A 24,877-nucleotide genomic window follows, 5' to 3' on the forward strand; every position below is an offset into this window, starting at 1 on the left:
AAAAAAACAGGCGATAACAATCATTTCGCGTCTAAAATCAGAAAACGCCCGTTCCAGACGGGAACGGGCGTTGTTCACAATTCGCTTCCCGGCCGCAGCCATTTTGCCATCGTGTTCGCGGCGGCGAAGCATTGCCCTTTTTCACGAAACTGCTTCCATCCTCCTGCTTATGGCGCTTGCTGTTCAGCTATGAACCGTCCGCTTCTCACTGATAAGAACGCCTCGTTTTTTCATCTCCTCCATATACACATCCCCCGGAACGATTTGCTCCGGCGGATAGACGCCGCGCTTGGTGATCACCCCACGGCCGATGAGCTGAGCGACAGCGGAAATGGTGTAGGCCGTCGTACGCGCCATCGCCGTCACCTTATTTTCGCGGTCATTGAACGTGACGGTTTCGTATTCCAGCACCGTTTCCTTTCCATCTTTCCTACCGCCGACGATGACCCGAAGCAACACCACATCATCTTTCCCTTTCAAATCAAGGAGCGGCTTCAGGACGGAAAGCAGCACATCGCGCGGTTTGACTTTGCATCCATTGACCTCCACTTCCACATCGTGGCGCGTCAAATTCAAATCGACGAGCAGCTTAAATTTTTCTGCATGGCCGCGGTAGCGGATCGTTTTGTACTCGAGCCGCTTCAAGTTCGGAAACGAGCGCGAGAGCGTCGACGTCCCTCCTGAGGTATGAAACGCTTCAAGCGGCCCGAACCGGTCGAAATAAATCGGCTCGACTTCCGAAAGCGACGGCACTTCCTGCTTTTGGCCGTCGCGGATAATGAGAGACGGATCGGTGTAATGGTCAAGCAGCCCCTCGAGCGAAAACACATGGTTGTACTCGAGCGGCGGTTCGGGGCGGACGGGGATGCCGCCAACATACAGCAAGATGGATTCCACCTCATCGAGTTGACTCGCCCCATAGCCGGATAAAATGTTGATCATCCCCGGCGCGACGCCAAGATCCGGAATGATCGTCACCCCAGCGGCTTGGGCTTGTTCATGCAGCTCAAGCACCCGGTCGGTGATATGGCCGATATGGCCGCCTAAATCGACAGAATGGACGCCAGCTGCAATAGCTGTTTTCGCCACCGTTTCATTGAAGCGGTAAAACAAGGCATTGACGACGACATCATGCCCTTGCATGGCCGCTGCCAGTTGTTGCGGATCGCCGGCATCCACCCGCACAGCGGCAAGCTTTTCGGAATGAAGCTGCCGCACCGTCTGCTCCGCCTTGGCCAAATCGACATCCGCCAGCGTCACCGCCTCAACATCTTGGCTTTGCACTAAATCGCGCGCCGCTTCTTTTCCCATCAGCCCCGCTCCAAGCACGAGCACTTTCATCGTTCTTTCCCCCTCTGTCACCGATTGTTTGCCATACGCTTACATGACAGCCGCTGTTTTCACATCGTTGCCGCGGCCGCCGCTTCGATTCACGATATAGGTTCCACGTTGATCTTCGCTTCTCTTTTGCCGGCCATGTTGCAAGCGACAGCCCGGTTCAATCATCGGTATCGATTTGCGCCCGTTGCAGCTTGCCGCTGAAATCGACATAAATGCTCCGCCATTCGGTGAAGACGTCAAGCGCCGCGACGCCGGAGTCGCGGTGGCCGTTGCCCGTCCCTTTCGTGCCGCCAAACGGCAAATGAATTTCCGCCCCTGTCGTGCCGGCGTTGACATACACGATGCCGGTGTCCAAATCGCGCATTGCTCGGAAGACGCGGTTGACATCGCGGGTGAAAATGGCGCTTGACAGCCCGTAATCGACACTGTTGTTGACGGCGATCGCTTCGTCCAAACTGCGGACGGACATGATCGATACAACCGGGCCGAAAATTTCTTCGCGGGCGATGCGCATATTCGGCGTGACATCGGTGAAAATCGTCGGCGCGTAGTAAAAGCCGCGCGCATAGTCGCCCTCGCGCAGTCGATGACCGCCAATCAGCAATTTCGCCCCTTCTTCTACGCCAATGCGCACGTAGCGGTCGATCTTTTGCAGCGCCTCTTCATGGATGACGGGTCCGACTTTGACCGTTTCATCCAACCCGTTGCCGATTTTCAATGTTTTCACGGCTTCCAGCAGACGCCGCTCAAGCTCCTGTTTCACCCGCTCATGGACGATGACCCGGCTGCACGCCGTGCACCGCTGGCCTGATGTGCCGAACGCACTCCAGATGATGCCGTCAACCGCCAATGTCAAATCGGCATCATCCATGACGATCACCGCGTTTTTCCCACCCATTTCGAGCGACACTTTTTTCAACAGTCGTCCGCATTTTTCCGCAATCATCCGCCCGACTTCATTCGATCCGGTAAATGAGATGACCTTGACATCCGGATGCTCGACGAGCGCATTGCCGACTGTCGGTCCGTCACCGTGGACCACATGAAACACTCCCGGAGGCAAGCCCGCTTCTTCAAAAATGCGAGCTAATTCCTGCGCCATGATCGGTGTCTCGGGCGCGGGCTTCCATACGACCGCATTGCCGGCCACAATCGCGGGGAACGACTTCCACGTTGCGATGGCAATCGGAAAGTTCCAAGGAGTGATGATGCCGACAACCCCCACCGGCACGCGGACGCTCATCGCAAACTTGTCTTTCAGCTCAGACGGCGTCGTATCGCCGAACAACCGCCGCCCTTCCCCCGCCATATAAAACGCCATATCAATGCCTTCCTGCACTTCGCCGCGCGCTTCCTCGATCACCTTGCCCATTTCCATCGTCAACAGCCGTGCCAATTGTTCTTTCCGCTCCTTTAGCAGCATGCCGACTCGATATAAAACTTCCGCGCGTTTCGGCGCCGGCACGAGCGCCCACTGTCTTTGCGCTTCTTTGGCTGCCTGAACGGCCTCATCAATATCGTTTGGCCCGGACATCGCCACCTCGGCAATCGTTTCCCCCGTCGCCGGATTAATCACCGGCGCAAATTGCCCGGTGCTTGGCTCCTTCCATTCTCCATTGATATAGTTTTGGATTTTCACTGTATACTCCCCCATTTTTCTAGATGATTTATTGAGATAATTTATACATTGAACGCCGAGCGATGATCGTCAGGACTTCCTCTTGGCCCGCAAGTCCTGGATCGTGGCGGCCACCGAAATGTGGTCCGGATCGGCCAATACTTCAATCACCGTCGGCTTCTTGGCCTCAAGCGCCAACAGAAGCGCTTCCGTGAACTGTTGTTCCGTCTGTACTTGGAACCCGCGGCCGTTTAGGCATTCTGCCAAACGGGCAAACGACACGCGGCCTAAATCGGTGCCGATGACCCGCCCCGGAAACTGCAATTCTTGATGCATGCGGATGGTGCCGTACATATGATTGTTAAACACAATGCTGATGATCGGAATATCGTATCGAGCGGCCGTTTCCAACTCCTGCACCGTCATCATAAAGCCGCCATCCCCGGATAAAGAAACGACGGTCCGGTCGGGAAAGGCCAGTTTCGCGCCAATGGCGGCCGGCATGCCATATCCCATCGCTCCTGACGTCGGGCCGATGTACGTGTGCCCATCCCCAAACGAGAAAAAAGCATGGAGCCAACCGGCGAAATTCCCGGCATCGTTCGTAATGACCGCATTTTTTGGCAAATGGCGCGCCAAACTTGCCATCACAGCTTCATAGAGATTGCGATGTTCCACCGGCAGCCTGGCTGTTTGTTCGTACCGTTTCCTCCGTTCAGCCGCCCATTCTTGCCAAGACGGCCGCACCGCGAGATCGAGCAAACGGGACAGCACTTCCTGACAGTCAGCCCAAACCGCGAGATCCGGTGCATACACTTTTCCGAATCCATCGCTGTCAATATCGATGTGAATCAGCGTCTGATTGGGAGAGAGCAAACGGTAATCTTGTGTCGTTACTTCCGATAGCCGCGTTCCCAATGCCATCACCACATCCGCCTGCTCGGCCGTTTCGATGACCGCTTTGGGCGACCCTAGACCTAGGTGTCCGACATAGCACGGATGGTTGTGGGGAAACACGTCATGCCGCCGGAACGCCGCCATGACCGGAAGTGCATACTTTTCCGCCCATAAGCGCAGCAACTGCTCCGCTCCCGACCATTTGACGCCGCCGCCGGCAATCACGAGCGGCCTTTTGGCGCGCTCGAGCCGCTCCTTTATATTCCGTATATCCTCTTGCCTTGGTGCCGGCTTCGGCACATCGGTCTCGGCTATCACTGCTTCCGCTATCGTTTTGGAAAAGACATCTTCTGGCAGTGAAACGACGACGGGGCCGGGCCGCCCTGTTTTCGCGGTGCGAAACGCCCGTTGCACCAGCTCTGGCACCCGCTCGGCTTCGCGAATTTCGACCACCCATTTTGCGATCGGACGAAAAAACGCTTCCATATCGACTTCCTGAAATCCTTCACGCCCTAGGAAGCGGCTGTTCACTTGCCCCAAAAACACGACCATCGGAGTGGAATCTTGCCTCGCGGTATGGACGCCAATCGCCAAATTCGCCCCGCCAACCGCCCTTGTAGCCAGCACGACGCCGCACTTTTGCGACGCTTTCGCATGCCCTTCCGCCATAAAGGAAGCACCCCCTTCATGGCGGGCGGAGATGAACTCGATGGATGGCTCATCATAGATGGCATCAAGCAGGGGCAAATAACTTTCCCCCGGCACACCAAACACATAACGGATTTGTTCCTGTTTGAAACATTCGACGATGGCTTGAGCCACCGTGATGTGACGCATCGTTCGCTTCATGGCGCCGATTCCTCCCAATTCACTTGCTTCCATCGTTCAACGGCTTGCTCTAGACGCTCGAGCGGCGCTGACAGCGATACGCGGACATATCCTTCCCCTGCGGGTCCAAACGCTGTTCCCGGTGTGACGATGACTCCCGCTTCTTCGAGCAGTTTGGCGGCAAATCGTTCGGATGAGTATCCGTCATAGACCGGGATCCACAAGAAAAAGGTCGCTTTCGGCCGTTGCACGTCGATGCCCAGTTCTCGGAGTTTCTCGACCATCCTATTCATGCGTTGTTCATAAATGCGGCTATTTTCTCGAATAAACGTCTGTCCGTTCATTAAAGCGGCCGCCGCCGCCTTCTGGATCGGAATAAACTGGCACGTATCCGTGTTGCTCTTGATCACCGAAAGCGCTCGAATCATGTCCCGGTTTCCGACCACATATCCGATGCGGCAGCCGGCCATGTTATAGCTTTTGGACAACGATCCAAATTCCACCGCCACTTCCTTTGCCCCGTCCACCTGCAAAATGCTCGGCGCTTGAAAACCGGCAAACGTCACGAACGAGTAGGCCGCATCATGAGCAATGAACATCCGGTGCCGACGGGCAAGTGAAACGGCTTCGGCCAATACATCCAAATCGACAGCGGCGGCCGTCGGATTGCTCGGATAATTGAGAAACATGATTTTCGCTTGGTCATAAACGGACGAGGGAAGCGCATCAAACCGAGGAATATAACCATGTTGCGCATCGAGCGGCAGCGATCGGCTCTGGCCGCGGGCAAAATGGACGGCCGTCCGGTAGACAGGATAGCCTGGATCAGGCACTAAGGCGAGCTCGCCGGGATTGAGAACGGCTTGCAGCAAATGGACGATTCCTTCTTTCGAGCCGATTAACGCCAACACCTCGGTCTCCGGATCGAGCTTGACGCCATATTCCCGTTCATAAAAACGCGCGACCGCTTCCCGATACTCCCTGCAGCCGCCATACGGCGAATACGTATAGTGTTCTGGCGCATCGAGCGCTTCTTTCAACGCTTCGATGACAAAGGAAGGGGGCGGCAAATCGGGGGCGCCGATCCCTAAATCAATGACATCGACCCCGATCTTTAGCAGTTCTTCTTTTTTCTTCTGAAATCGGGAGAACAAATATGGCGGCATCGTCTGCACAATATCGGAAAATGTGTTCAATCCCATCCCTCCTCATGGTCTTTCGTTTCAGTTTATGCGCACGCACATTGCCCTCATGCCCGTCTCACGTTCAAGAAGCGGCTGATCATACCAATGGCTTTCGCACATCAAGACATCATCAGAGTCTTGTTGCTCGAAAAGCAAGCTTTCTCACGAAGCTGCGAGAAAAACGCGATCAACCTTCTGAAACCCGGCCCTTTCGCCATAAAAAGAAGCGGCCGGCATCATCCACGGTTCGATGACGCAACTGGCCGCTGTCTATGGAAGCGAAGCGCCGGCGAAGGCGCCGCGATAGACTGCGCAGTTTTCCCCGCATGATCATTCTATGATTCAAAATTTGCACCTTATGCCATTATCATAATCAATTCGAAACGATTTGTAAATATATTTTTTAAAAATTATATATTTTTAAAATAATAAGGAACCGCACCAATTTGCAGAACAAACAAGAGGGGCGATGAACATTCGCCCCCCTCCGCTGCTTCGATCAGCACCGAGCGTTTTCCAGCTCATGCTTTTTCCGTTGATCGAACTTCCATATCCTCGCCACCATGCCGAGCATCGCAACCCGCTTCTTGTCATTGATACAGCGATGACCCTTGCCGAATAAATTGTTGCGCCTTTTCTTTCATCCCCTCCTCTTTGATTTTCCGTTGCAGTTCATGTGAAATGTTCATGGAACAAAATTTCGGCCCGCACATCGAACAAAAATGGGCCGTTTTCGCCGCCTCAGCCGGCAATGTTTCATCATGGTATTCTCGGGCTCGTTCCGGATCGAGGGATAAATTGAACTGATCGTTCCAACGAAATTCAAAGCGCGCTTTCGAGAGCGCGTCGTCACGCTGCTGAGCGGCTGGATGCCCTTTTGCCAGATCAGCCGCATGGGCGGCGATTTTATAGGCCACGACCCCGGCGCGTACGTCCTCTTTATTCGGCAGCCCTAAATGTTCTTTGGGCGTTACGTAACAAAGCATCGCCGTCCCATAAGCGCCAATGATGGCGGCGCCAATCGCTGACGTAATATGGTCATACCCGGGCGCGATGTCGGTGACAAGCGGCCCTAACGTATAAAACGGCGCTCCATGACAAATGTCCTGTTCCCGCTCGACATTTTCGCGAATTTTATGCATCGGAATGTGCCCCGGCCCTTCGATCATCACCTGCACATCATGCTTCCAGGCGATTTTCGTCAGCTCGCCGAGCGTCTTGAGTTCCGCAAACTGCGCCTCATCGTTCGCATCGGCGATGGAGCCGGGACGCAAGCCGTCGCCAAGGGAGATCGCGACATCATATTGTTTCAAAATCTCGCAGATTTCTTCAAAATGCGTATACAAAAAGTTTTCTTCATGGTGGGCCAAACACCATTGGGCGATGATCGAGCCGCCGCGCGAGACAATTCCGGTCGTCCGGTTGGCGGTGAGCGGAATGTAATGAAGCCGCACACCGGCGTGGATCGTCATGTAGTCGACTCCTTGTTCAGCCTGCTCGATGAGCGTCTCGCGGTACACGTCCCATGTCAGCTTCTCCGGCACCCCTCCTACCTTTTCGAGCGCCTGATAAATCGGCACCGTTCCCACGGGGACCGGCGAATTGCGGATGATGTACTCGCGCGTTTCATGAATGTGTTTGCCGGTCGATAAATCCATGACCGTATCGGCGCCCCAACGCACCGCCCAAAGCAATTTTTCCACTTCGTCTTCAATCGATGAAGAAACAGCCGAGTTGCCGATATTGGCATTAATTTTCACATGGAAACGACGGCCGATGATCATCGGTTCGCTCTCTGGATGGTTAATATTGGCCGGAATAATGGCTCGACCAGCGGCGACTTCTTGGCGGACCATTTCTGGATCGATTTGTTCACGAATCGCGACGAACTCCATCTCTGGTGTGATGATTCCCCGTTTGGCATAATGCATTTGCGTCACGGTTTTTCCGGGCTTTGCCCTCAATGGACGGCGCACGAACGGCAGCGGGCGGACGCCGGCGGCCGCTGATGGCTTCACTTCTTCGACATCGCCGCGCTCGACAATCCAGCGGCGACGAAGAGAAGGCAAGCCTTTCTCCACGTCCGGTTCAAAATCGGGATCCGTATACGGGCCCGTCGTATCGTAGACACGCACCGGTTTGTTGTCCACCATTCCTTGCGGCGTTTTCGTTGGCGACAACGCAATTTCTCTCATCGGCACGCGCACATCCGGACGCGACCCTTCGATGTACACTTTGCGGCTTTCCGGAAACGACATAAACGAGCGAATGTTTTCCATGCGTGGCTTCCCCTTTCAACATAAAATTATGAAAGATCAGATCTGAAGCCACACCGTCTGAAGCGGGGCAAACACGAGAATAGGCGATGGCGGCCGATTCAAAATAAAAACAGGTTCCGACACCGGAACCTGATCGAAGGCAAAAGGCCAAATGAACAAGACACGTCCATCTGTTCCCGCTGCCTGCTTCCCTACGCTGGCATGACCCAGATCAGGTTCAAAGGGTCAAAGAACTTCATCGCGTTCTTTTCTCAGCCCGGCTCTCGGACTCCCCTAGCAGATAAGCGTATCACCATGATGACTGACTTTTCTTTATTTTATCAGGCAATTGGCAAAGATGCAAACCATTTTATTCTAAACGTTGACTCCCACACGTCGTTTGAAAGCCCCTCTTTCTCGAAGAAAGCGTCCTTTTCCTCACTCACACAGAAAATTTCTTCAGCATGGCCCGCATCTCGTCCGCCATCTGACCGAGCGATGTCGACGAAGAGGCGATTTCCTCGACGGAAGCCATTTGTTCCTGCGTCGCTGCCGATACGTTGGCCGCACCGGACGCTGACTGTTCGACAATATTGGTCATCTGTTGGAGTGCGTCGTTCACTTGGCGGGCATGCTCCGTCATTTGCTCGATGGCGGACGATACTTGTCCAATTTGTTTGCTCACTTGGCCGACCTCCTCGCGAATATGGGCAAATGATTGGCCGCATGCCGCCGCCACGTTCAATCCTTTCGCCACTTCGGAGATCACCTGTTCGACAGACGCAACCGCCCGCTTCGTTTCTTCTTGAACGTAACCGATCAGCTCGGAAATTTGTTGCGCTGAGCGCGCTGATTGTTCTGCGAGCTTCCGCACTTCATCCGCGACAACTGCAAACCCTTTCCCTTGCTCGCCGGCGCGCGCCGCTTCGATCGCGGCATTGAGCGCCAACAAATTCGTCTGCGACGCAATGCCAGTGATCGCTTCCGTAATCTGTCCAATCTCGTTGGAACGCTCCCCAAGCCCTTTCACCACCTGGCCGAGCGTTTGCACATGATCGTAAATGAACTGCATTTGCTCGGACATTTGTCCGATTGACTGCTTGCCGTCCTCTGCTTTCGCCGATGTTTTCTCAGCCCGGTGCGCCACTTCTTTCGTATGGCAAGCGACGTCGCTCAATGTTTGGGAAATATCATGCACGGACGCGGCGGTGGTGCGAACAGCATCGGCCTGCTCCTCCGCACTTGCCGCAAGCGTTTCCATCGTTGTCGCAATTTGCTCTGTCGCTTTCGTCGTCTGTTCGGCGACGGCGGCAAGCTGCTGAGAATATTGCGCTACTTCTTCGGCATGATGTTGAATTTGCCCCATCACACTTTGCCAAGCGTTTGCCATATCGTTTAACGACGCCGCAATCGACCGCAGTTGCTGCACGCGATCAAGCGGTATGCGCGCCGTCAAATCTCCGCCTGTCATCTTTCCTAAATGTTCGTTAATAACGGCAATCGGGGCAACAAACCGCCGATAATTGAGGGTTGCAGAAACGAAACCGACTAGTGCTCCAAATAGAATAGTCGCTGCAATCGTCCACCAAAATGCCGCTCCATGAATGTCATTGAATGAACAGACGGCAGCGCCGATCACCGCCGTGCCAGGAATGACGATAAACATGGTGCGGATGATATAACTTGCTAATGACAAAACGCTCTCCTCCTTTTGCCATGATGCAAACGCCTTTCTTATTTCTTCGCCGCATAAATAGATTCGTGAATGACCGTTCATTTTCCTTCCTGATTCTAATCATGAATTGTGGAGCTGCAAAGTTTTCTGATCTAACAAGGACCCGCTCGAAAACATCATGCTTTTGCTCGCTTCTAATCGGTGAAGAAAATAAGAAAAGGCGCCCCGTTCGATTGGGGCACCACCTGTTGTTTTCCGCTTTACACCGCCGGTTTTTCCGTTGTCACATACGTGCCGGCGATAAAATCGTGAATGGAGCGTTTGTCTTCTCTTGCAGCGACCATAATCGCACTAATGATGAGACCAATGCCGAACGTGATAAAGTATACGAGTCCGCCAACGAACGAGCGCAAAAACATCGTGCCGATGCCGACTTTTCCGCCGTTGACTTTCGCAATCCGGATGCCAAGCATCCGCTTGCCGACCGTATATCCGTACCAAACAGCCGGAACGATTAACGCGTAAAGGATGTTCGCTAATGACGTAAACCAGTTCGTTTCCCAACTGCCAGTGATGAAATAGCCGATGATCGAAATCGGAATGCCGACGACAATCGCATCCAACAAGTTAGCCAACAGCCGCTTCCAAAATCCAGCCGGATTTGTCACCGCCATATGCCTTCCCTCCTGTTGCCTTTTCTATATTGTATTCTCCATTAACAGTATAATTGTCTTCATTTTACCGTAAATGGCGTATAAAAGAAAATCGGTTTTTTCGACATCACATCGATTTTTTGCTTCGATGCGGCGGCCCCTGTCATACACGCTCAAGATGATGGAATCGATCTTCTTGCAGCCATTTCTTTAGCCCAGCTTCGCCACCACAGCCGAAAAATCGTCTGGAAGCGGCCCTTTTTGCGCAAAATGGCGGCGCAGATGGTCCAAAAGCACTTGCTCGTCCAATAAAATATGCGGCGCCAGCGCATCGCGGAACGCTTCAATCTTTTGCCGGACAGAGCCCGTTTCCCCTTCGATCGCCCCGTCGGAATACAACACAAGCGTCGCCCCCGGCTCGTAGCGCAACCGGCCGCTGTCGACAAAAAGGCGCGGAAGCAGCCCGATCGGCGCGCAGCCGCGGTCCAACTCCGCCACCGTTCCGTCCGGTTGGAACAAAAACCCCGGCGGATGGCCGGCTGATGCATATTCAATCATCCGTTCCTTGACATCCACCAGAACATATACGGCGGTGAAATAATACGTCATCCGCCCGTTTTCGTGGTACAACTGGCGCATATGGCGGTTCAACTCGCGAAACACTTCCGTCGGAACGATCCCTTTGCGGATGACGCCGTTTAAGAGCGAGCGGACCGACATGCAAATGAGCGAAGCCGCTGCCCCATGACCCATCACATCCATTAAAAAAATGCCGTACCGCTGTTTGTCGATCGGATACCAGGCGTACATATCGCCACCCAGCTCCCGCGATGGGATGTACGTTCCGGCAATCTGGATTCCTTTGGCTGACAACGGCTTGCTCAACACGCGCTTTTGCACCTCGCGGGCCAGCCGCAGGTCATCTTTTATGGATGCAATCGATAACATCTCATCCGCAAGACTAGAAAATAAAAATAAATAAAAGACCGTCTCTCCCATAGAGCCACTAATTTCACGCACAATAGTTTTCCTAACACAAGACGAACCGTTTTTCGTTCTCCATCGGATTCTCCCTCCCCACTCCCCTTTCTTTTTTATCCCGCCTTTTACGAAGTCATAAAACCATGCATCATAGTAACCTGTATACAAAATTGTCAGAGGCTGGCCAATAATTTCCGATCCATATCCTGTAAATTTTGTGAACGCTGGATTAATCAGCTGTATGATAAATTTTTCATCAGTTACTAACATTGCTTGTTCAATTGTATCGTATACATCCCTAGCTAGGCGCTGTTCGTCTTCCATTCTTTTGATTGACGTCAAATCAGTAACCACACCACTAATCAATCTTGTTTCTCCTATCCGATCCAAAACAGGAAATATTTTCTCGATAACCCAACGAACAGAACCGTCTCGCTGATTAATAATTCGATATTTTTTTATATTTGTGTTCTTCAAGGAAAAAAGCGGCCATTTTTCGACCACCTTGGCATGATCATCTGGATGAGACACTCTCATCCACACATTCGGATCACCATAAAAATCGTCGGGAGACAATCCGTACAGCTGCTCACAAGATGATGAGATGAACAGAATTTGTCCGTTTTCCGGTTCCGCTACCCAATATACATCATCTTGCAACCCGGCGAATACATTCATTCGCTCTAATTCACGAAGCAACCCTCGCCAAGCTTGGTGGTCATACCGCTGCACATCGTCCCAGAATCCGTCCACCATAGAACGTCATTCTCCGCTGAAATAATCAATAGCTTCCTTCTCTGTCGGGAATAATTTCATGAAAGAAGAAAATTTCACAATACGGAAAATTTCTTCAAGGGAGCCCGTCACACCTGCAACGACCAATTCTTTTTGTTTCGATCTTGCTGTCATGACGCAGTCTGCAATCATACCAAGCCCAGCGCTGTTGATGTATTTAACCCCTTCCATGTTAACAATCAACTGATCCGCCCCTTCTGATAGTAATTGTTTTAGGGCTTGCCTGAATACACCGATATTGTTTAAAGTAATATCTTCAGTCCAAGTCAAAGTAAAGATCGCCTCTTGTTTTGTTTCCATATTCATTCCTCCGATAGATATTTTTTACATTTACACATACAAAACAAGACATCATTCCCTACTTGCTTCACGTATACATGATCGACAATGTGGGAGATCAGCTGCAACCCCCTTCCTCGCATTCCCGTATTCACGACATCAGATGGCTCTATAGAAAAGCAGCCTCCCTTTTGCTTAATAATAATTTTGAATTTATATCCCTCTCTCTTCCAAAATACATTGAACGGAAAACGCCTCTCTTTTTTACAGTATTCATAGGCATTAGTACACGCCTCTTCCGTCGCCAATCGAAGGAAAAGACAATCACGCGGCAAAAAACCCATCTCTTTTGCTAACTCCTCTGTGGTATCCATTGCTTTTAAAATATCCGCTATTTTCATGATCTTCATTGTTCGGATCATGATTACGGGCTCCATTGTCATTCTCCTATCTTCGTTTTGCTTGCATGCTCCACTGTCAGTTGAAAATTTTCTTTTCTGATCGACGCTTGCATACAGTCCCCTTTCTTTGAATATCCCAAATAGTTCTTATTTACTATTTTTATTATAATACAAAATGGATCTCATTCCAATTTCCTACACAACGAAAAAAAGGACATCATGACTTTGATCGTCCATGATGTCCCTTTACCGGCTGCTTTGCCGACGGTTCAACTGATAGACAAGCGCAATCAGCTGTGACCGATCATTGACACCTATCTTTTGGAAAATATTTGTAATATGATTTTTTACTGTATGCACGCTAATGAACAGCCGCTCAGAAATTTCACGATTGCTATAACCTTGAACAAGCAATTCTAATACATCCATCTCACGAGCTGTTAACTGCTCTGACAGCATGTCAATATGAATTGCTCCATCATCCCCACGGCACACGGCGTTGCCAATCATCAGCATACCGATGACTGTCAGTGCAGTCATATATACTTCTGCTTCTTTGGACATCTTCATTTCTCTAAGATGGACAGCAAGGACGCCATAGCGTTGATCATCGATAGAAAACGGCACCTCCATTAGGATCTTATCAACAACTTGAATGAGAGTCGGGACCTCATTTTTCCTTCTTTCATTTCGGTCATAGCGACGATGCACGTCATCTCGATAGCAATCTACTGTTTTCTCATCAATCGTACCTTTGTGAACAACCTTCAATTGCTCACCTTGACACCACACAGCACAAACAAAATCTCCATACCCGAGTTCGGCAGCAAATTCGACCATCATACGGATGATCTCTTCCTCGTTTTTGACAACCCTCATAGCTCTTGCAATTTCCATTAGCATTGATAAACGCATAAAATGATGGTCAATTTTTCCATCTGTCTCTATACATTTTCTAAGGACCAACCAATATTGTACAAGGATGGTTCCTACTCGGCTGAGTTCCGCAGGCAACGAAAATGCCGTCTCGCTGCCAATTACCATCCATCCGTCCATCATTTCCCCATACATCATTGGATAAGCAATCATCGCCTTTGGGCGGATATTATGACGAACAAAAAAGGAATAACGGGGATCTAAAGCGGCGCCTTGAATATAAGTTGGACGAAATGGTGGAGAAGACGAAAGCGGCGGAAACAACACATCAATTGCCTTGCCGCATAACCTCTCAACTTTTGCACCTTTAGCAGCCAACACACTCCAGCCATGAGGCATCTTCTTAATGTATAAAGCCATATCGATACGGTCGTCTAGCTTAAACAACTCTGTGAACAACTGATTGACATCGACCAAAACAGGACCGCTCGTTACACTTGACTGTAAACGTGCAGCATAATGGTCATATTGCTGGTAGCGGCGCTCATTGTTCAACAATCCACTACATACAGACGCCATCTTTTCAATCTCTTGCAACGTTGCCTCCACAGTCCAAGCTGGAAACGTTACTGGCTCAACAGCAACGGGACCTCCATCAATGTTTTCCACAGAGTGTTCACAAACGAAGCACTTCGTCTCCTCTTCTACAAATACTCCGGCCCAAATCCAATATTCAATCCGCCCATCAACGATCACAGGTGCAACGATGCTTTTCATGCCGAAAGATCCCATTGGGACAATCGACGGCCGTTGCCATCCGTCCTTAGTTAGCTCAAGTGAAGGAAGAAGTGAAGATGTTTCCTCTTGTCCTGAAAATAAAATGCGTTCTGCCAACTCGGTCATATTCGAAACCTTCGTTACGGGAACCCCTTGTTTATCCACAATAATGATGCTCAACCCAGTCAATGCCGCATACGCATCTTGAACATACTGCAACAATTCACCGATCGCCACGCCCTCAACTCTCCTATTTTCACACAATTTTATCCTTATCTATTATGAACAAACCCTTTATGGGAAATCAAGACGAAAAACTCTCGGATTATTTCATAAGCAAAACTTTATAGGGAATTGTGAGCACCGAAAAAACCGGCGTGGGAGCCCTACGGACGACCCACGCCGGAACAAATCTTTTGAAACGGACAGAGGGCAACAAGCGCAGACCATTCGGAGAAAAGGCGTCACCAGTCAATGCGCAATTCAAGGGTGGCGAGGCAATCAGCCAGCTGTCGCTTAATCTCCGCCAATGCAGCCTCCGTCTTGGCTTCTGCACGCAAGACGAGAATCGGCTGCGTGTTCGACGGCCGCACCAACCCCCAGCCTTCCGGGAACTGGATGCGGGCGCCATCAACGTCAACAACCGGATAGCGGCCAGCGAACCGGTTTTTCACCGCGGCAATGGCAGCTGGTTTTTTCTCTTCCGGGCAAGCAACGCGCGTCTCCGGCGTCGCCGTGTACCGCGGCACATCGGCAAACCACTCGGACAGCGGGCGCTCATCGTGCGACAGTAATCGAAGCAGGCGCCCAGCGGCGTACAGCGCATCGTCATAGCCGTAAAACTCATCATTGAAGAACAAATGACCAGACATTTCACCGGCAAACGGGATCTCCGGACGACGACGCAACGTCGCTTTGACGTGCGAATGGCCGGTGCGATGGAAGAACGGTTTCCCGCCGAGCCGCTCAATTTCCTCAACGAGCGCTTGCGAACATTTCACTTCGACGGGCGCGTCGGCTCCTGGATGGCGCTTCAAAATCTCGCGCCAGAACAACACCATCAGTTGGTCGCCCCAACGGATCGCACCCGTTTCATCCACGACTCCGATCCGGTCGCCGTCGCCGTCAAACGCGATGCCAAGATCCGCCTGCTCCTTGCGCACCATCTCAATCAAGTCCGTTAAGTTCTCCGGCACGACCGGGTCCGGATGATGATTCGGAAACGTCGGATCGGATTCACAGTAAAGCGGGATGACATCGCATCCCCACTCTTTGAGCACTTGTGGCGCAATGATCGATGGGGTGCCGTTGCCGCAGTCGACGACGACCTTCAGCTTGCGCGGACCGAGCTTAATTTTCTCCTTCAACATCTTGATATATGCCGGAGCAAGGTCAAGCGTTTCCTCGCGCCCCCGCGCTGTTTCAGGACGCGGCTGTTCCTGGCTGAGCCGCTCCATCGCCCGTCGCAGCGCTTGGATGCGCTCGCCATAAATTGTCGTTTTCCCCATGGCGATTTTAAATCCGTTCTCATCCCCTGGGTTATGGCTGGCGGTGATGATCATGCCGCATGGAATGTTCGTGTAGTATAAGCTGTAGTAAAACATCGGCGTCGTCGAAAGTCCAATATCGACGACATCACAGCCGCCATCGAGCAGCCCATCTTTGAGCGCCCGATGCAAGAGAGGCGATGACAGACGATTGTCATGACCGACAACCGCCCTCTTCTCTCCTTCCTTTTGCATCATGTCGGCAAAGGCCCGTCCGAGCCAATACGCGAACGACTCATCGAGCTCCTCACCGGCTCGTCCGCGGATGTCGTATTCTTTAAACACGTGTGCCGGCCATGCGAACGGTTTCGTTGTTGATGGATTCATCGACAACCACCTCCACCGAAATCGATTGAGCGATTGCTGCTGTTAACAAGTACGACAATGTTGACTCCGCCCCCCGATTCGGGTTCGGGCCGTTCGGGCCAAGCCCGTCGCAGCAACTGCCGTCGCTTGGGTCCGCAAGCGGCGCGTTGCCGTCGTTTTGTCCGTAAAACCAAGCGAGGCAGCGGCGGACGACGCCGCGATAACGCTCGTCGTCCGTTGCCCAATACGCTTCGCGCGCCGCCAAAGCGAGCTTCATCACATCAAGCGGCTGTTGATCCCAATCGGCGCGGTAGCGGCGGCTGCACCAGCCGCGGTTGCCGATCGGACGGATGATGTCTCCCGGTCCGCTCATTTTTTCAATAAGGAAAGCAAGGCTTTTTTCCGCCACTTCCTTCACCTCATCCCGCGGCGCGCGCCGATATGCCGTCCAAAGCGCCCACGGCATCACCCCGTTGGCGTACGTCAACTCCGGCTCGTACCAATGCCAATCGTCGCCAGCATGCTCCCAATACGCCGCAAGCAGTCGCTCTTCAAACCGTGCAGCCAAAGCTGCCACTTCCTCTTGATCGACGCCAAGTGGGCGTCCTTCTGTCAATAAGACGCCGCAAGTGGCCACCCCCCAGGCGACGCCGCGCAGCGAACGAAGCTCCCAAGCCGCCGGCATGGCCCGCCGCAACATATCTGCTGCCGCCTCGCGCCGCGCCGGATCGCTGAGGCGAACGTAAGCCAACGCCGCCGCCCAAAACGACCGCCCGAAGCAGTCGTCTGACGGCGTTTCCTCTTCTTTTGTCCGGTCGAAGAAAAAGTTGTTATGGAACGTGCCATCATCGTTTTGCGCCCAAAGCAAAAACGCCAAATACCGGTCAAGCAAACGGTGCAATCGCTCTTTCTCTCCTTTGTCCTCGCATAGCGCCAGCCATTCCAGGCACGCCCAAATGGCACGGGCGTTGTCATCGGTCGAATAACCCTCGCGACGGCGCGGGATGCGGCCAAGGCTATGCTCAAGCAACCCGGTGTCGTCAGTCATGCGCTCGAGATGGTCGAACTTAATGACTGACGGTGCCAATGGTCTTCACCTCCCCACGTTTCGCGGCGCACATGCGCGCAAACAAGGCGACATGCTGTTCGCCGACGCGCGGCCAATGCGTGTTTGCCCCGATTTGGCGCACCTTTTCCTCCCATCGCTTCAGCGCCGCCTCGTCGGCCAACAGCTGCCCGAGCCGTTCTTCCCAGGCGGCCGTATCACCATACGGCAACAACAGCTCTTCACAACCTTGCAACAAATCGCGCGCATGCTCATACGGCGTCGAAACGACCGGACGGCCGACGCCGACCGCATAGGCAAGCGTGCCGCTTGTGATTTGCTGCATGCCCGGGTACGGGGTGACGTATAGATCGCACGCCGTCAAATAATCGATCAATTCCTCTTCGCTGAAATACCGATCTTCCATGTGGACATGGCGCTCAAGCCCTAAACGGTGAATGAGCGATTTCAACTCCTCGCGATACGCCTCCCCTTCCCGCTTTTTCACTTCTGGGTGCGTCTGTCCGGCAATGACATACAGCGCTTCCGGCACCTTGCGCACGACGCCCGGCAATGCGGCTAAAACCGATTCAATTCCTTTGCCGCGGCTTAGAAGCCCGAACGTCAACATCACTTTGCGGCCGCTGAATCCGAGGCGGCGGCGAAGCGAATCGCGATTTTCGCTGCTTGGGCCTGGAGCACCGTGCGGAATGTAGACAATTTTTTCTTCCGGCAGGCCAAACGCTTTGACCAAATACGGGATCGCCTGCCGGTTCATGACGATGATCGCATCGCTTGCCGCCGCGATCTTTTCTTGAATCGGGCGGTACGGCAGCGGCGGGTCGGCAAACACCGTATGGAACGTCGTCACAAGCGTCTTATTGAGCGCGGTGATGAAATCGAGAATATACTCGCCCGCCTCCCCACCGAAAATGCCGAACTCATGCTGCAGAACAACGACGTCAATGTCGCTTTCATTCACCCGTTTGGCCATCTCGGCATAAGCGGCGCGGTTTTGCGCTGGAAGCGGCCAATACGCCGGGTTGTGGCGGTAGGCGTCATCGCCGTCGCTGTCGTTGTACAACACGATGACGCGGTCGCCATCAGACGGGCCCCGAACACCGTCAATGCTTTTCCGCAAATGTTCCGTAAACGTCGCCAGCCCGCACCGCCGCGGCGGGTACGTGCTGACGTAGGCAATTCGAATCATGCTTGCACCGCCTCCTTGAACTGATTAATAATCGAATCTTCGAACACTTCTCCCGCCGGCGTCACCGTCCGATAGCCGAAAATGCTGTTTTGCAGCCGGCTGCGGTCGCGAATGACGGAGCGATCCCAGACGATCGTCTGCGCGCAATAGACGCGGGCGCCAATTTGGCAACGGTCGCCGATGACCGCATTCGGACCGATGACAGCCTGCGGACCGATTTTCACGTGGTCGCCGATGAGCACAGGCGGCACAAACAAGACGCCAGACCCAATCTCCACGTTTTCGCCAACAAACACGCCCGGCTGAATTTCACGCCCTTTGAGCGGAATCGGAAACTCCCGGCTCAACGCATCCCAATGCACTTGGCGATATCGTGCCGGCGTCCCCATATCACGCCAATATCCGTTGCTGACGATGCCATATACACCGACATTCTTCTCGATCAGCAACGGGAATGTTTCGCGTTCAATCGACACTTCCCGCTCAGCCGGGATATAGCGCATCACATCCGGCTCGAAAATATACATGCCGGCATTGATGCGGTTCGATGGCGCTTCTTCGCGGCGCGGCTTTTCGACAAAGCGTAAAATTTGCCCACGATCGTCTTGTTCGACCACCCCATAGGAAGAAGGATCGTCTACTTCCGTTAAAACAATGGTCGCCAAACCGCCATGCTGGCGATGAAAGTCCAAGAGCGGGATCAATTGCGGCAAATGCACGATGTCGGCGTTAAACACGAGAAACCGTTCATCAAGCCAGCGCTCGGCGTTTTTGATCGCCCCAGCTGTTCCGAGCGGGAACGGTTCGAGCGCGTATGTAATCTTGACGTTCCAGCGCTTCCCATCTTCGAAATAGCGACGGATCACTTCTGAACAATGATGTGCGGCGATGACAAATTCATTGACTCCTTGGTCGCGAAGATGAACGATGAGGTGTTCAAGCCATGGCCGGTTCGCAATCGGGGCCATCGGTTTGGGGATGTTTTCGGTCAATGGACGAAGACGCGTACCTAATCCTCCTGCCAGCAACAATGCTTTCATTTCGTCATCCCTCCATATCTTTTTTTCACAAAAATAGACACCTTTTTTGACGGATGAACGAGAAAATGAAAGGATTCATAGATTGCTAGCACTCGGCTGTGATGGTTGCTAATAATAATATACATAATATTCCTCTCCCTATGCAAGCGAAATGATTGTCGAACGGTGTCGATGAATCATTATTGATGTCTACAAGTTTAGAAACTTTCATTTTCTCGTTCTTCTTTTTCTTTGCGGTATAATCAATATCGTTAATGCTATATATATGTGAGGGAGGAGGAGAATACGCCATGATTTCTTCATCTTTCCGTTACCGTGTCGGCATCGCCGGTGCCGGTGCGTTCGCTGAATTTTTAGCCGGCGCGCTCGCTCCACTTCCTTCCTTCCATCTCGCCGCTGTCGCCGGGCGGACGGCCGAAAAACGCCAGCGCGTCATCGACGCCTATCGCCGCCGTCAGCCGCAGGCGGGCGACGTGCGCGAATACCGCGAAGCTGAAGAATTGATCGTTGATCCACACGTGGACATCGTCATTCTCACCACCCCGCCGCATTTGCACGCCCCGCTTGCCGAGCGGGCGCTTGAGGAAGGAAAACATGTGCTCCTTGAAAAGCCAGGCGGCCTCACCGCCGAGGCGCTGCGGGCGAACATCCAGCTCGCCGCCCGCCAAAACCGGGCGTTGGCGGTCAATCTTGTCCTTCGCTACCACCCGCTCGCTGAAGCCGTCAAGCAACTCATCCACCGCACGCTTCTCGGGCCAGTGGACTACGCAAGCCTTCACAACGCCGTTCACCGCGTGGCAGACGGCCATTGGTTTTGGGATGAACGGCAAAGCGGCGGCATCCTGATCGAGCACGGCGTCCACTTTTTTGAAGTCGGCCGTGACTGGTTCGGCGAAGCCATCGAAGCGCACGGGTTCGCGTTAAGGGAAACAAACGGCACACGGCCGCGCGTCGGCGCCACGGTGATTCATCAAGGCAACGGACGGCGCATCCCTGTCCATTATTACCATGGTTTTACGATGGACCCTGCCGCTTCGGAATCGACGCACTGGGACATTCATACGAAACGCGGGCGCATCGTGCTTGAAGGCTGGATTCCGACTCAGCTATCCGTCTCCGGCCTCGTCTCTGACGAGGAGGCCGCGTGCATGGATGCCTGGCTTGACGCCATCCCGACAAAGCCGTCGGCTGACGCTATCGAACAACTGCAGCAAGCGGCCGACCGGCTGTTGCCGCCTACAAAACCTTCAGCCGCTCCGCGCCGCCCGTACGAGCGCACCGTGGTGCTCTCTGACCGCCACGGCTGGTACGAAGCGATCGCCCAAGCGCGCTTTCTTGACTTTTGCCGCTTAATCGAGCATCCAAACGCGCGCACGCTCGTCACCGCCGAAGACGCCGCCGCCGATCTCGCTCTAGCCGAAACGTGCACCGTGACGGGTAAAGCAGTCGACCCACTTGACATCCGCTAACATGCTGACACAAAAAGAGCCTGGTGCGGCCACATGGCAAACGGCCGCAACCAGGCTTTCTTCACTTCAATCGGCGATAGATCTCGGTCTCATCAGAACATCCAAAACGCCCTTCTGCGCCCCCTCGACCAACAGCGCCTCAACAGTCGGAATGTCCGCCGGCGCCCACTCAAGCGAGCGCAATGCTTGAAGCGGCACCCACCTAAGCTCGGCATGCTCCCGCGCCCGCGGCTCCCCATCGACTAAGCGGGCTTCATACGTCCGCAAATGCACGATGGCGTGTTCATACTCATGGAACACATCGGCCAACAACTCACCGACCGAAATGGTGCAGCCAAGCTCCTCGCGAATTTCCCGAACTAAAGCGTCTTCAGGCCGCTCCCCCTCTTCCACTTTGCCGCCGGGAAATTCCCACACGTTGGGCAGCGACATATCGGGAGCGCGCAAGGCGCATAGGATGTCCCCGCGTTCATTGCGAATGGCTGCCCCGACGACATAGATGGTTCGTTTCATGACGATCGGCTCCTTGTTACGATCTCCCAACCATTGTAGCAAAAACTCGGCTCTTCACCAAAAGTTGTACTTGATTTTTTCTGAACATCCCCTATTTACGCTTGTGAGGGAACATCAGCACTTTTTGCCTATCCTTGTCAGGAAACCGCATTGCTTGTCAAGTACATGTTGTGGTGAAGAGTCCATAGCCATCAAGTTAAGAAAACAGGAATAAATATATGCCTGATTTGACCATCCTTTTGAAGACCTCATAATGTCTGAACATATCCCTGTCAAGTAGACAGTGTGAAAAATACCCACCTTCTTCAGCTGCTTGTTAGGATAGTGGAATGAGGAAACGTTGTCAAGGAAAGCACTTGACAACGTCTCCTTCATTCCACTTCATCGTTGGCAAGCTGAAGAAGGAGACATTCTCAGCCGTTCGTCTGCTAGGCTGCTTAGGCAATTCGGTATTCCACTGGGCTGAGGTAGTCTAGTTTTTTCTGGCACCGTTCATAATTATAAAAATACATGTACTGATCGATCGCCTCGATCATTTCCTCTTCCGTTTCAAAGGTGGGAAGGTCCACCATTTCCGATTTCAAATGCCCGAAAAAATTTTCCATGCAGGCATTGTCTAAACAGTTTCCTCTTCTGGACATACTAGGAATGATATGATGAGCCTTCAGCAGTTGATGGTACTGGCGGGATGTGTACTGGGAGCCTTGATCGCTATGGAGAAGGACTCCTCGCGCATCCCGTTTTTTGATGGCATCCTTGACAGTTTCGATCACCAATTTTAAGTCATTCGAACGACTGATGCGATACGCAATGATTTCATTGTTGTACAGATCTTTAATAGCAGACAGATACAAATAGGTTCCTTGAAATGGCACATAGGTAATATCCGTCACCCATTTTTGGTTGGCTGCAGTGGCCACAAAATCACGGTTTAACACGTTCGACGCTACGATATTCATCGCTCAACACGGAAAAAAATCAAGGCGTTATACAAAAAAGAGCGCTTTAGACATTATCGAGAGTTTGGTCATCATGCCGGTGTCGTAAGAAATTCCCGCCTCATACCATGAAAAAAACCTTCTATAGGGAAGGTGTATTTGGCATGCCTATCTTTAATATATTCTCACGGTCACAGCCTCCAAAGATGAAAAGTGAAGCCTTGGAGCTACTCGCTCCAAGGCTTCACTTGATGGCTATGGGTGAAGAGTCAAAAACCTCCCCGTTTTCCAAAATAGTGGAACCCTTTTCGGTGTTATGTTACTCTCAACAGTAGAACCATGAAGGAAAGTGAGGGCAAAACATGATCGGGTTTATCGGCCTTGGCATTATGGGCAGCCGCATGGCGGAAAACTTGCTCAATAGCGGCTATTCTCTCATCGTCTACAACCGAACGAAAGAAAAGGCGGAACCGCTTCTTCAGAAAGGTGCGAAGTGGGCCAACTCGCCAAAAGAGGCAGCGGAACAGTCTGACGTCATTTTCACCATGCTTGCCAATCCGCAGGCAGTCGAAACGATGGCGCTCAAGGAACATGGATTTCTACCCTATTTGTCGGCAGGGAAACTATGGGTTGATTGCAGCACCGTTGACCCCGCCTTTACACGCAAAATGGCGGCAAAGTGCGCGGAGCGGGGCATCCGTTTTATCGACGCCCCGGTTGCTGGGTCGAAACTTCCGGCGGAAAAAGGAGAGCTCGTGTTTTTTGTCGGCGGCCGCCAAGAAGATGTCGACGAAATCCGTCCGCTGCTTCATGTAATGGGCAAAGCCATCCATCACTTAGGCGAAAACGGGAAAGGAACCATGATGAAGCTCGTTGTCAATTTGATGCTGGCTGAAGCGATGGCCGCCTTTTCCGAGGCAGTATCCCTTGGCGAGGCGCTCGGATTTGACAAAGAAACGGTAGTGAACATGTTGCTCAACACGCCGACTGCCGCACCGTTTTTACAAGGGAAAAAAGACTATATCATTCACAACCGCTTTCCGGCTGAGTTTCCGCTCGAACATATGCACAAAGATTTGCACCTCGTCGCCCAATCGGCGTATGAGCGCGGAATCACCCTGCCTCTGGCGAACTTGGCCAAAGAGCTGTATGGCCTAGCCAAACAATACAGCTGGGGGCAAGACGATTTTTCGGCCGTTTATCGGCTGTTGTCAGGTCAAAAATGACAGGCAAGGGGCGGGACGGCATCGTTCCCGCTTTTTTAATTAAGAAGGACGGAACCTTTTCACCAGGCGCTCCGTATTCTCAACTGAAATCGATGACAAGGAGGAGAACTTGTTGTTCAAAAAACTGTTAAGTTCGATCGGCATCGGATCCGCGACAGTCGATACGAAATTGGTGAAAGCGAAATACGTCCAAGGCGAAACCGTCGAAGGAGTCGTTGAAGTTCGCGGCGGCAGTGTCGAGCAGCACATTGATGAAATTTACTTGGCATTAGTCACAACGTACATCCGCGAAATCGATGATAAGAAATTCGAAGAAAAAGCCGTACTGGGGCGATACAAAGTGAGCGGCCCGCTGACGATCGGGCCGAATGAAATGAAAACAATCCCGTTTCAATTCGCCTTGCCGTACGACGTGCCGGTTACGCTCGGCACCTCGAAAGTGTGGCTGCAGACCGGCCTTGACATAAAAATGGCGCTCGACCCGCAAGACCGCGACTATCTCACCATCGAGCCGCACCCGCTTGTCGCCGCGTTTCTCGAGGCGGCCCACCAATTAGGTTTCCGCCTTCGCCATGTGCAATGCGAACAAGCGCCGCGCTATTGGCAACGGCGGCTGCCGTTTGTCCAAGAGTTTGAATTCAAGCCGGCAAGCGGACCGTTTAAAGGCCGACTTGACGAACTGGAGGCCATTTTCTTTGTCTCCGAGCATGGGGTTGAAGCCATTTTAGAGATTGACCGCAAAGCGCGCGGGTTTGCTGGATTGCTTTCCGAGGCGCTTGACATGGACGAGACGTTTGTCCGGTTCACCTACGGGCCGAACGATATCGCATCGTTGCCGCAACGGCTGGCCAATCTCATTCAGCGCCATAGCTGAACGAAAAAGACAAAAGGGGCCATCGGCCTCTTTTCCTCCATCGTGAAGCAGGTCGGCAGCTTGCCCCCTATTCTCCCGGTTTTTCCATCATCGCTGTTTCGCAGGCGAGGCGACACGGTTTCTTTCTAGAAAATACGAAACGCCCG

Annotated in this window: 21 protein-coding genes and 1 riboswitch; of the genes, 3 read left to right on the forward strand and 18 right to left on the reverse strand. The window is 52.7% G+C overall.

All coding sequences use genetic code 11. From position 1 onward, the window contains the following. Window positions 1-183: 183 nt before the first annotated feature. The 16 genes from B9L19_RS16345 to B9L19_RS16415 form a co-directional block, all read right to left on the reverse strand. The gene (locus B9L19_RS16345) at window positions 184-1,341 is read right to left on the reverse strand and encodes a saccharopine dehydrogenase family protein (protein ID WP_047752292.1); all 1,158 of its coding nucleotides are present in this window, start codon (window positions 1,339-1,341) and stop codon (window positions 184-186) included. Window positions 1,342-1,380: 39 nt separating this feature from the next. After that, window positions 1,381-1,551 carry a hypothetical protein gene (locus B9L19_RS19130; RefSeq protein ID WP_157720891.1) on the reverse strand — a complete coding sequence of 57 codons (171 nt, stop codon included), beginning with the start codon at window positions 1,549-1,551 and terminating at the stop codon, window positions 1,381-1,383. Further along, window positions 1,499-2,980, reverse strand: coding sequence for an aldehyde dehydrogenase family protein (locus tag B9L19_RS16350; protein WP_047752293.1), 1,482 nt, complete (start codon window positions 2,978-2,980; stop codon window positions 1,499-1,501). The genes B9L19_RS19130 and B9L19_RS16350 overlap by 53 nt, the downstream gene beginning before the upstream one ends. Window positions 2,981-3,049: 69 nt before the next feature. Continuing rightward, complete coding sequence (locus tag B9L19_RS16355) at window positions 3,050-4,705, reverse strand: thiamine pyrophosphate-binding protein (protein WP_047752294.1); 1,656 nt, start codon at window positions 4,703-4,705, stop codon at window positions 3,050-3,052. Then, window positions 4,702-5,880: an aminotransferase class I/II-fold pyridoxal phosphate-dependent enzyme gene (locus tag B9L19_RS16360; protein ID WP_025949044.1), complete on the reverse strand. Its 1,179-nt coding sequence runs from the start codon at window positions 5,878-5,880 to the stop codon at window positions 4,702-4,704. Before B9L19_RS16360 ends, B9L19_RS16355 begins: the two co-directional genes overlap by 4 nt. Before the next feature lie 578 nt (window positions 5,881-6,458). Next, window positions 6,459-8,147 carry a phosphomethylpyrimidine synthase ThiC gene (gene thiC / locus B9L19_RS16365; RefSeq protein WP_047752295.1) on the reverse strand — a complete coding sequence of 563 codons (1,689 nt, stop codon included), beginning with the start codon at window positions 8,145-8,147 and terminating at the stop codon, window positions 6,459-6,461. A 171-nt stretch (window positions 8,148-8,318) separates the two neighbouring features. Further along, a riboswitch (TPP riboswitch) is annotated at window positions 8,319-8,432 on the reverse strand. Between the two features lie 136 nt (window positions 8,433-8,568). Next, window positions 8,569-9,822 (reverse strand): methyl-accepting chemotaxis protein, encoded by a 1,254-nt coding sequence (locus B9L19_RS16370; RefSeq protein ID WP_047752296.1) that lies wholly within the window; start codon window positions 9,820-9,822, stop codon window positions 8,569-8,571. A 239-nt stretch (window positions 9,823-10,061) separates the two neighbouring features. Continuing rightward, on the reverse strand, window positions 10,062-10,475 hold the full coding sequence (locus B9L19_RS16375) for an RDD family protein (protein WP_015373893.1): 414 nt from the start codon (window positions 10,473-10,475) through the stop codon (window positions 10,062-10,064). Between the two features lie 189 nt (window positions 10,476-10,664). Continuing rightward, entirely contained in the window at window positions 10,665-12,191 is a 1,527-nt protein-coding gene (locus tag B9L19_RS19620; RefSeq protein ID WP_025949041.1) for a SpoIIE family protein phosphatase, read from the reverse strand. Window positions 12,192-12,197: 6 nt separating this feature from the next. After that, entirely contained in the window at window positions 12,198-12,530 is a 333-nt protein-coding gene (locus tag B9L19_RS16385; RefSeq protein ID WP_025949040.1) for an STAS domain-containing protein, read from the reverse strand. A gap of 2 nt (window positions 12,531-12,532) precedes the next feature. After that, window positions 12,533-12,946, reverse strand: a complete 414-nt coding sequence (locus tag B9L19_RS16390) for an ATP-binding protein (protein ID WP_025949039.1) — start codon at window positions 12,944-12,946, stop codon at window positions 12,533-12,535. A 210-nt stretch (window positions 12,947-13,156) separates the two neighbouring features. Next, on the reverse strand, window positions 13,157-14,800 hold the full coding sequence (locus B9L19_RS16395) for a helix-turn-helix domain-containing protein (RefSeq protein ID WP_025949038.1): 1,644 nt from the start codon (window positions 14,798-14,800) through the stop codon (window positions 13,157-13,159). A gap of 227 nt (window positions 14,801-15,027) precedes the next feature. Then, complete coding sequence (locus B9L19_RS16400) at window positions 15,028-16,437, reverse strand: phosphomannomutase/phosphoglucomutase (RefSeq protein ID WP_047752298.1); 1,410 nt, start codon at window positions 16,435-16,437, stop codon at window positions 15,028-15,030. After that, window positions 16,388-17,503: a YyaL domain-containing protein gene (locus B9L19_RS16405; protein ID WP_047752299.1), complete on the reverse strand. Its 1,116-nt coding sequence runs from the start codon at window positions 17,501-17,503 to the stop codon at window positions 16,388-16,390. Before B9L19_RS16405 ends, B9L19_RS16400 begins: the two co-directional genes overlap by 50 nt. Continuing rightward, window positions 17,484-18,671 (reverse strand): glycosyltransferase family 4 protein, encoded by a 1,188-nt coding sequence (locus tag B9L19_RS16410; protein ID WP_025949035.1) that lies wholly within the window; start codon window positions 18,669-18,671, stop codon window positions 17,484-17,486. The genes B9L19_RS16405 and B9L19_RS16410 overlap by 20 nt, the downstream gene beginning before the upstream one ends. After that, a complete protein-coding gene (locus B9L19_RS16415) occupies window positions 18,668-19,711 on the reverse strand; it encodes a nucleotidyltransferase family protein (RefSeq protein WP_047752302.1) in 1,044 nt (347 codons plus the stop codon). Before B9L19_RS16415 ends, B9L19_RS16410 begins: the two co-directional genes overlap by 4 nt. A 290-nt stretch (window positions 19,712-20,001) precedes the next feature. Between B9L19_RS16415 and B9L19_RS16420 the strand changes: the two genes are divergently transcribed. Continuing rightward, a complete protein-coding gene (locus B9L19_RS16420; protein ID WP_089113984.1) occupies window positions 20,002-21,180 on the forward strand; it encodes a Gfo/Idh/MocA family protein in 1,179 nt (392 codons plus the stop codon). Window positions 21,181-21,246: 66 nt separating this feature from the next. Here B9L19_RS16420 and B9L19_RS16425 read toward each other — a convergent pair whose 3' ends face one another. Then, window positions 21,247-21,693, reverse strand: a complete 447-nt coding sequence (locus B9L19_RS16425; protein ID WP_047752305.1) for a (deoxy)nucleoside triphosphate pyrophosphohydrolase — start codon at window positions 21,691-21,693, stop codon at window positions 21,247-21,249. 437 nt (window positions 21,694-22,130) lie between these two features. Next, window positions 22,131-22,646 (reverse strand): IS3 family transposase, encoded by a 516-nt coding sequence (locus tag B9L19_RS16430; protein ID WP_276676084.1) that lies wholly within the window; start codon window positions 22,644-22,646, stop codon window positions 22,131-22,133. 347 nt (window positions 22,647-22,993) lie between these two features. Between B9L19_RS16430 and B9L19_RS16435 the strand changes: the two genes are divergently transcribed. Then, window positions 22,994-23,857, forward strand: a complete 864-nt coding sequence (locus B9L19_RS16435) for an NAD(P)-dependent oxidoreductase (RefSeq protein WP_047752306.1) — start codon at window positions 22,994-22,996, stop codon at window positions 23,855-23,857. A gap of 109 nt (window positions 23,858-23,966) precedes the next feature. Continuing rightward, complete coding sequence (locus B9L19_RS16440) at window positions 23,967-24,731, forward strand: sporulation protein (protein WP_198527143.1); 765 nt, start codon at window positions 23,967-23,969, stop codon at window positions 24,729-24,731. Window positions 24,732-24,877 lie beyond the last annotated feature (146 nt).

This window comes from Geobacillus thermocatenulatus, from assembly GCF_002217655.1.
GTDB classification, from domain to species: Bacteria; Bacillota; Bacilli; order Bacillales; family Anoxybacillaceae; genus Geobacillus; species Geobacillus thermocatenulatus.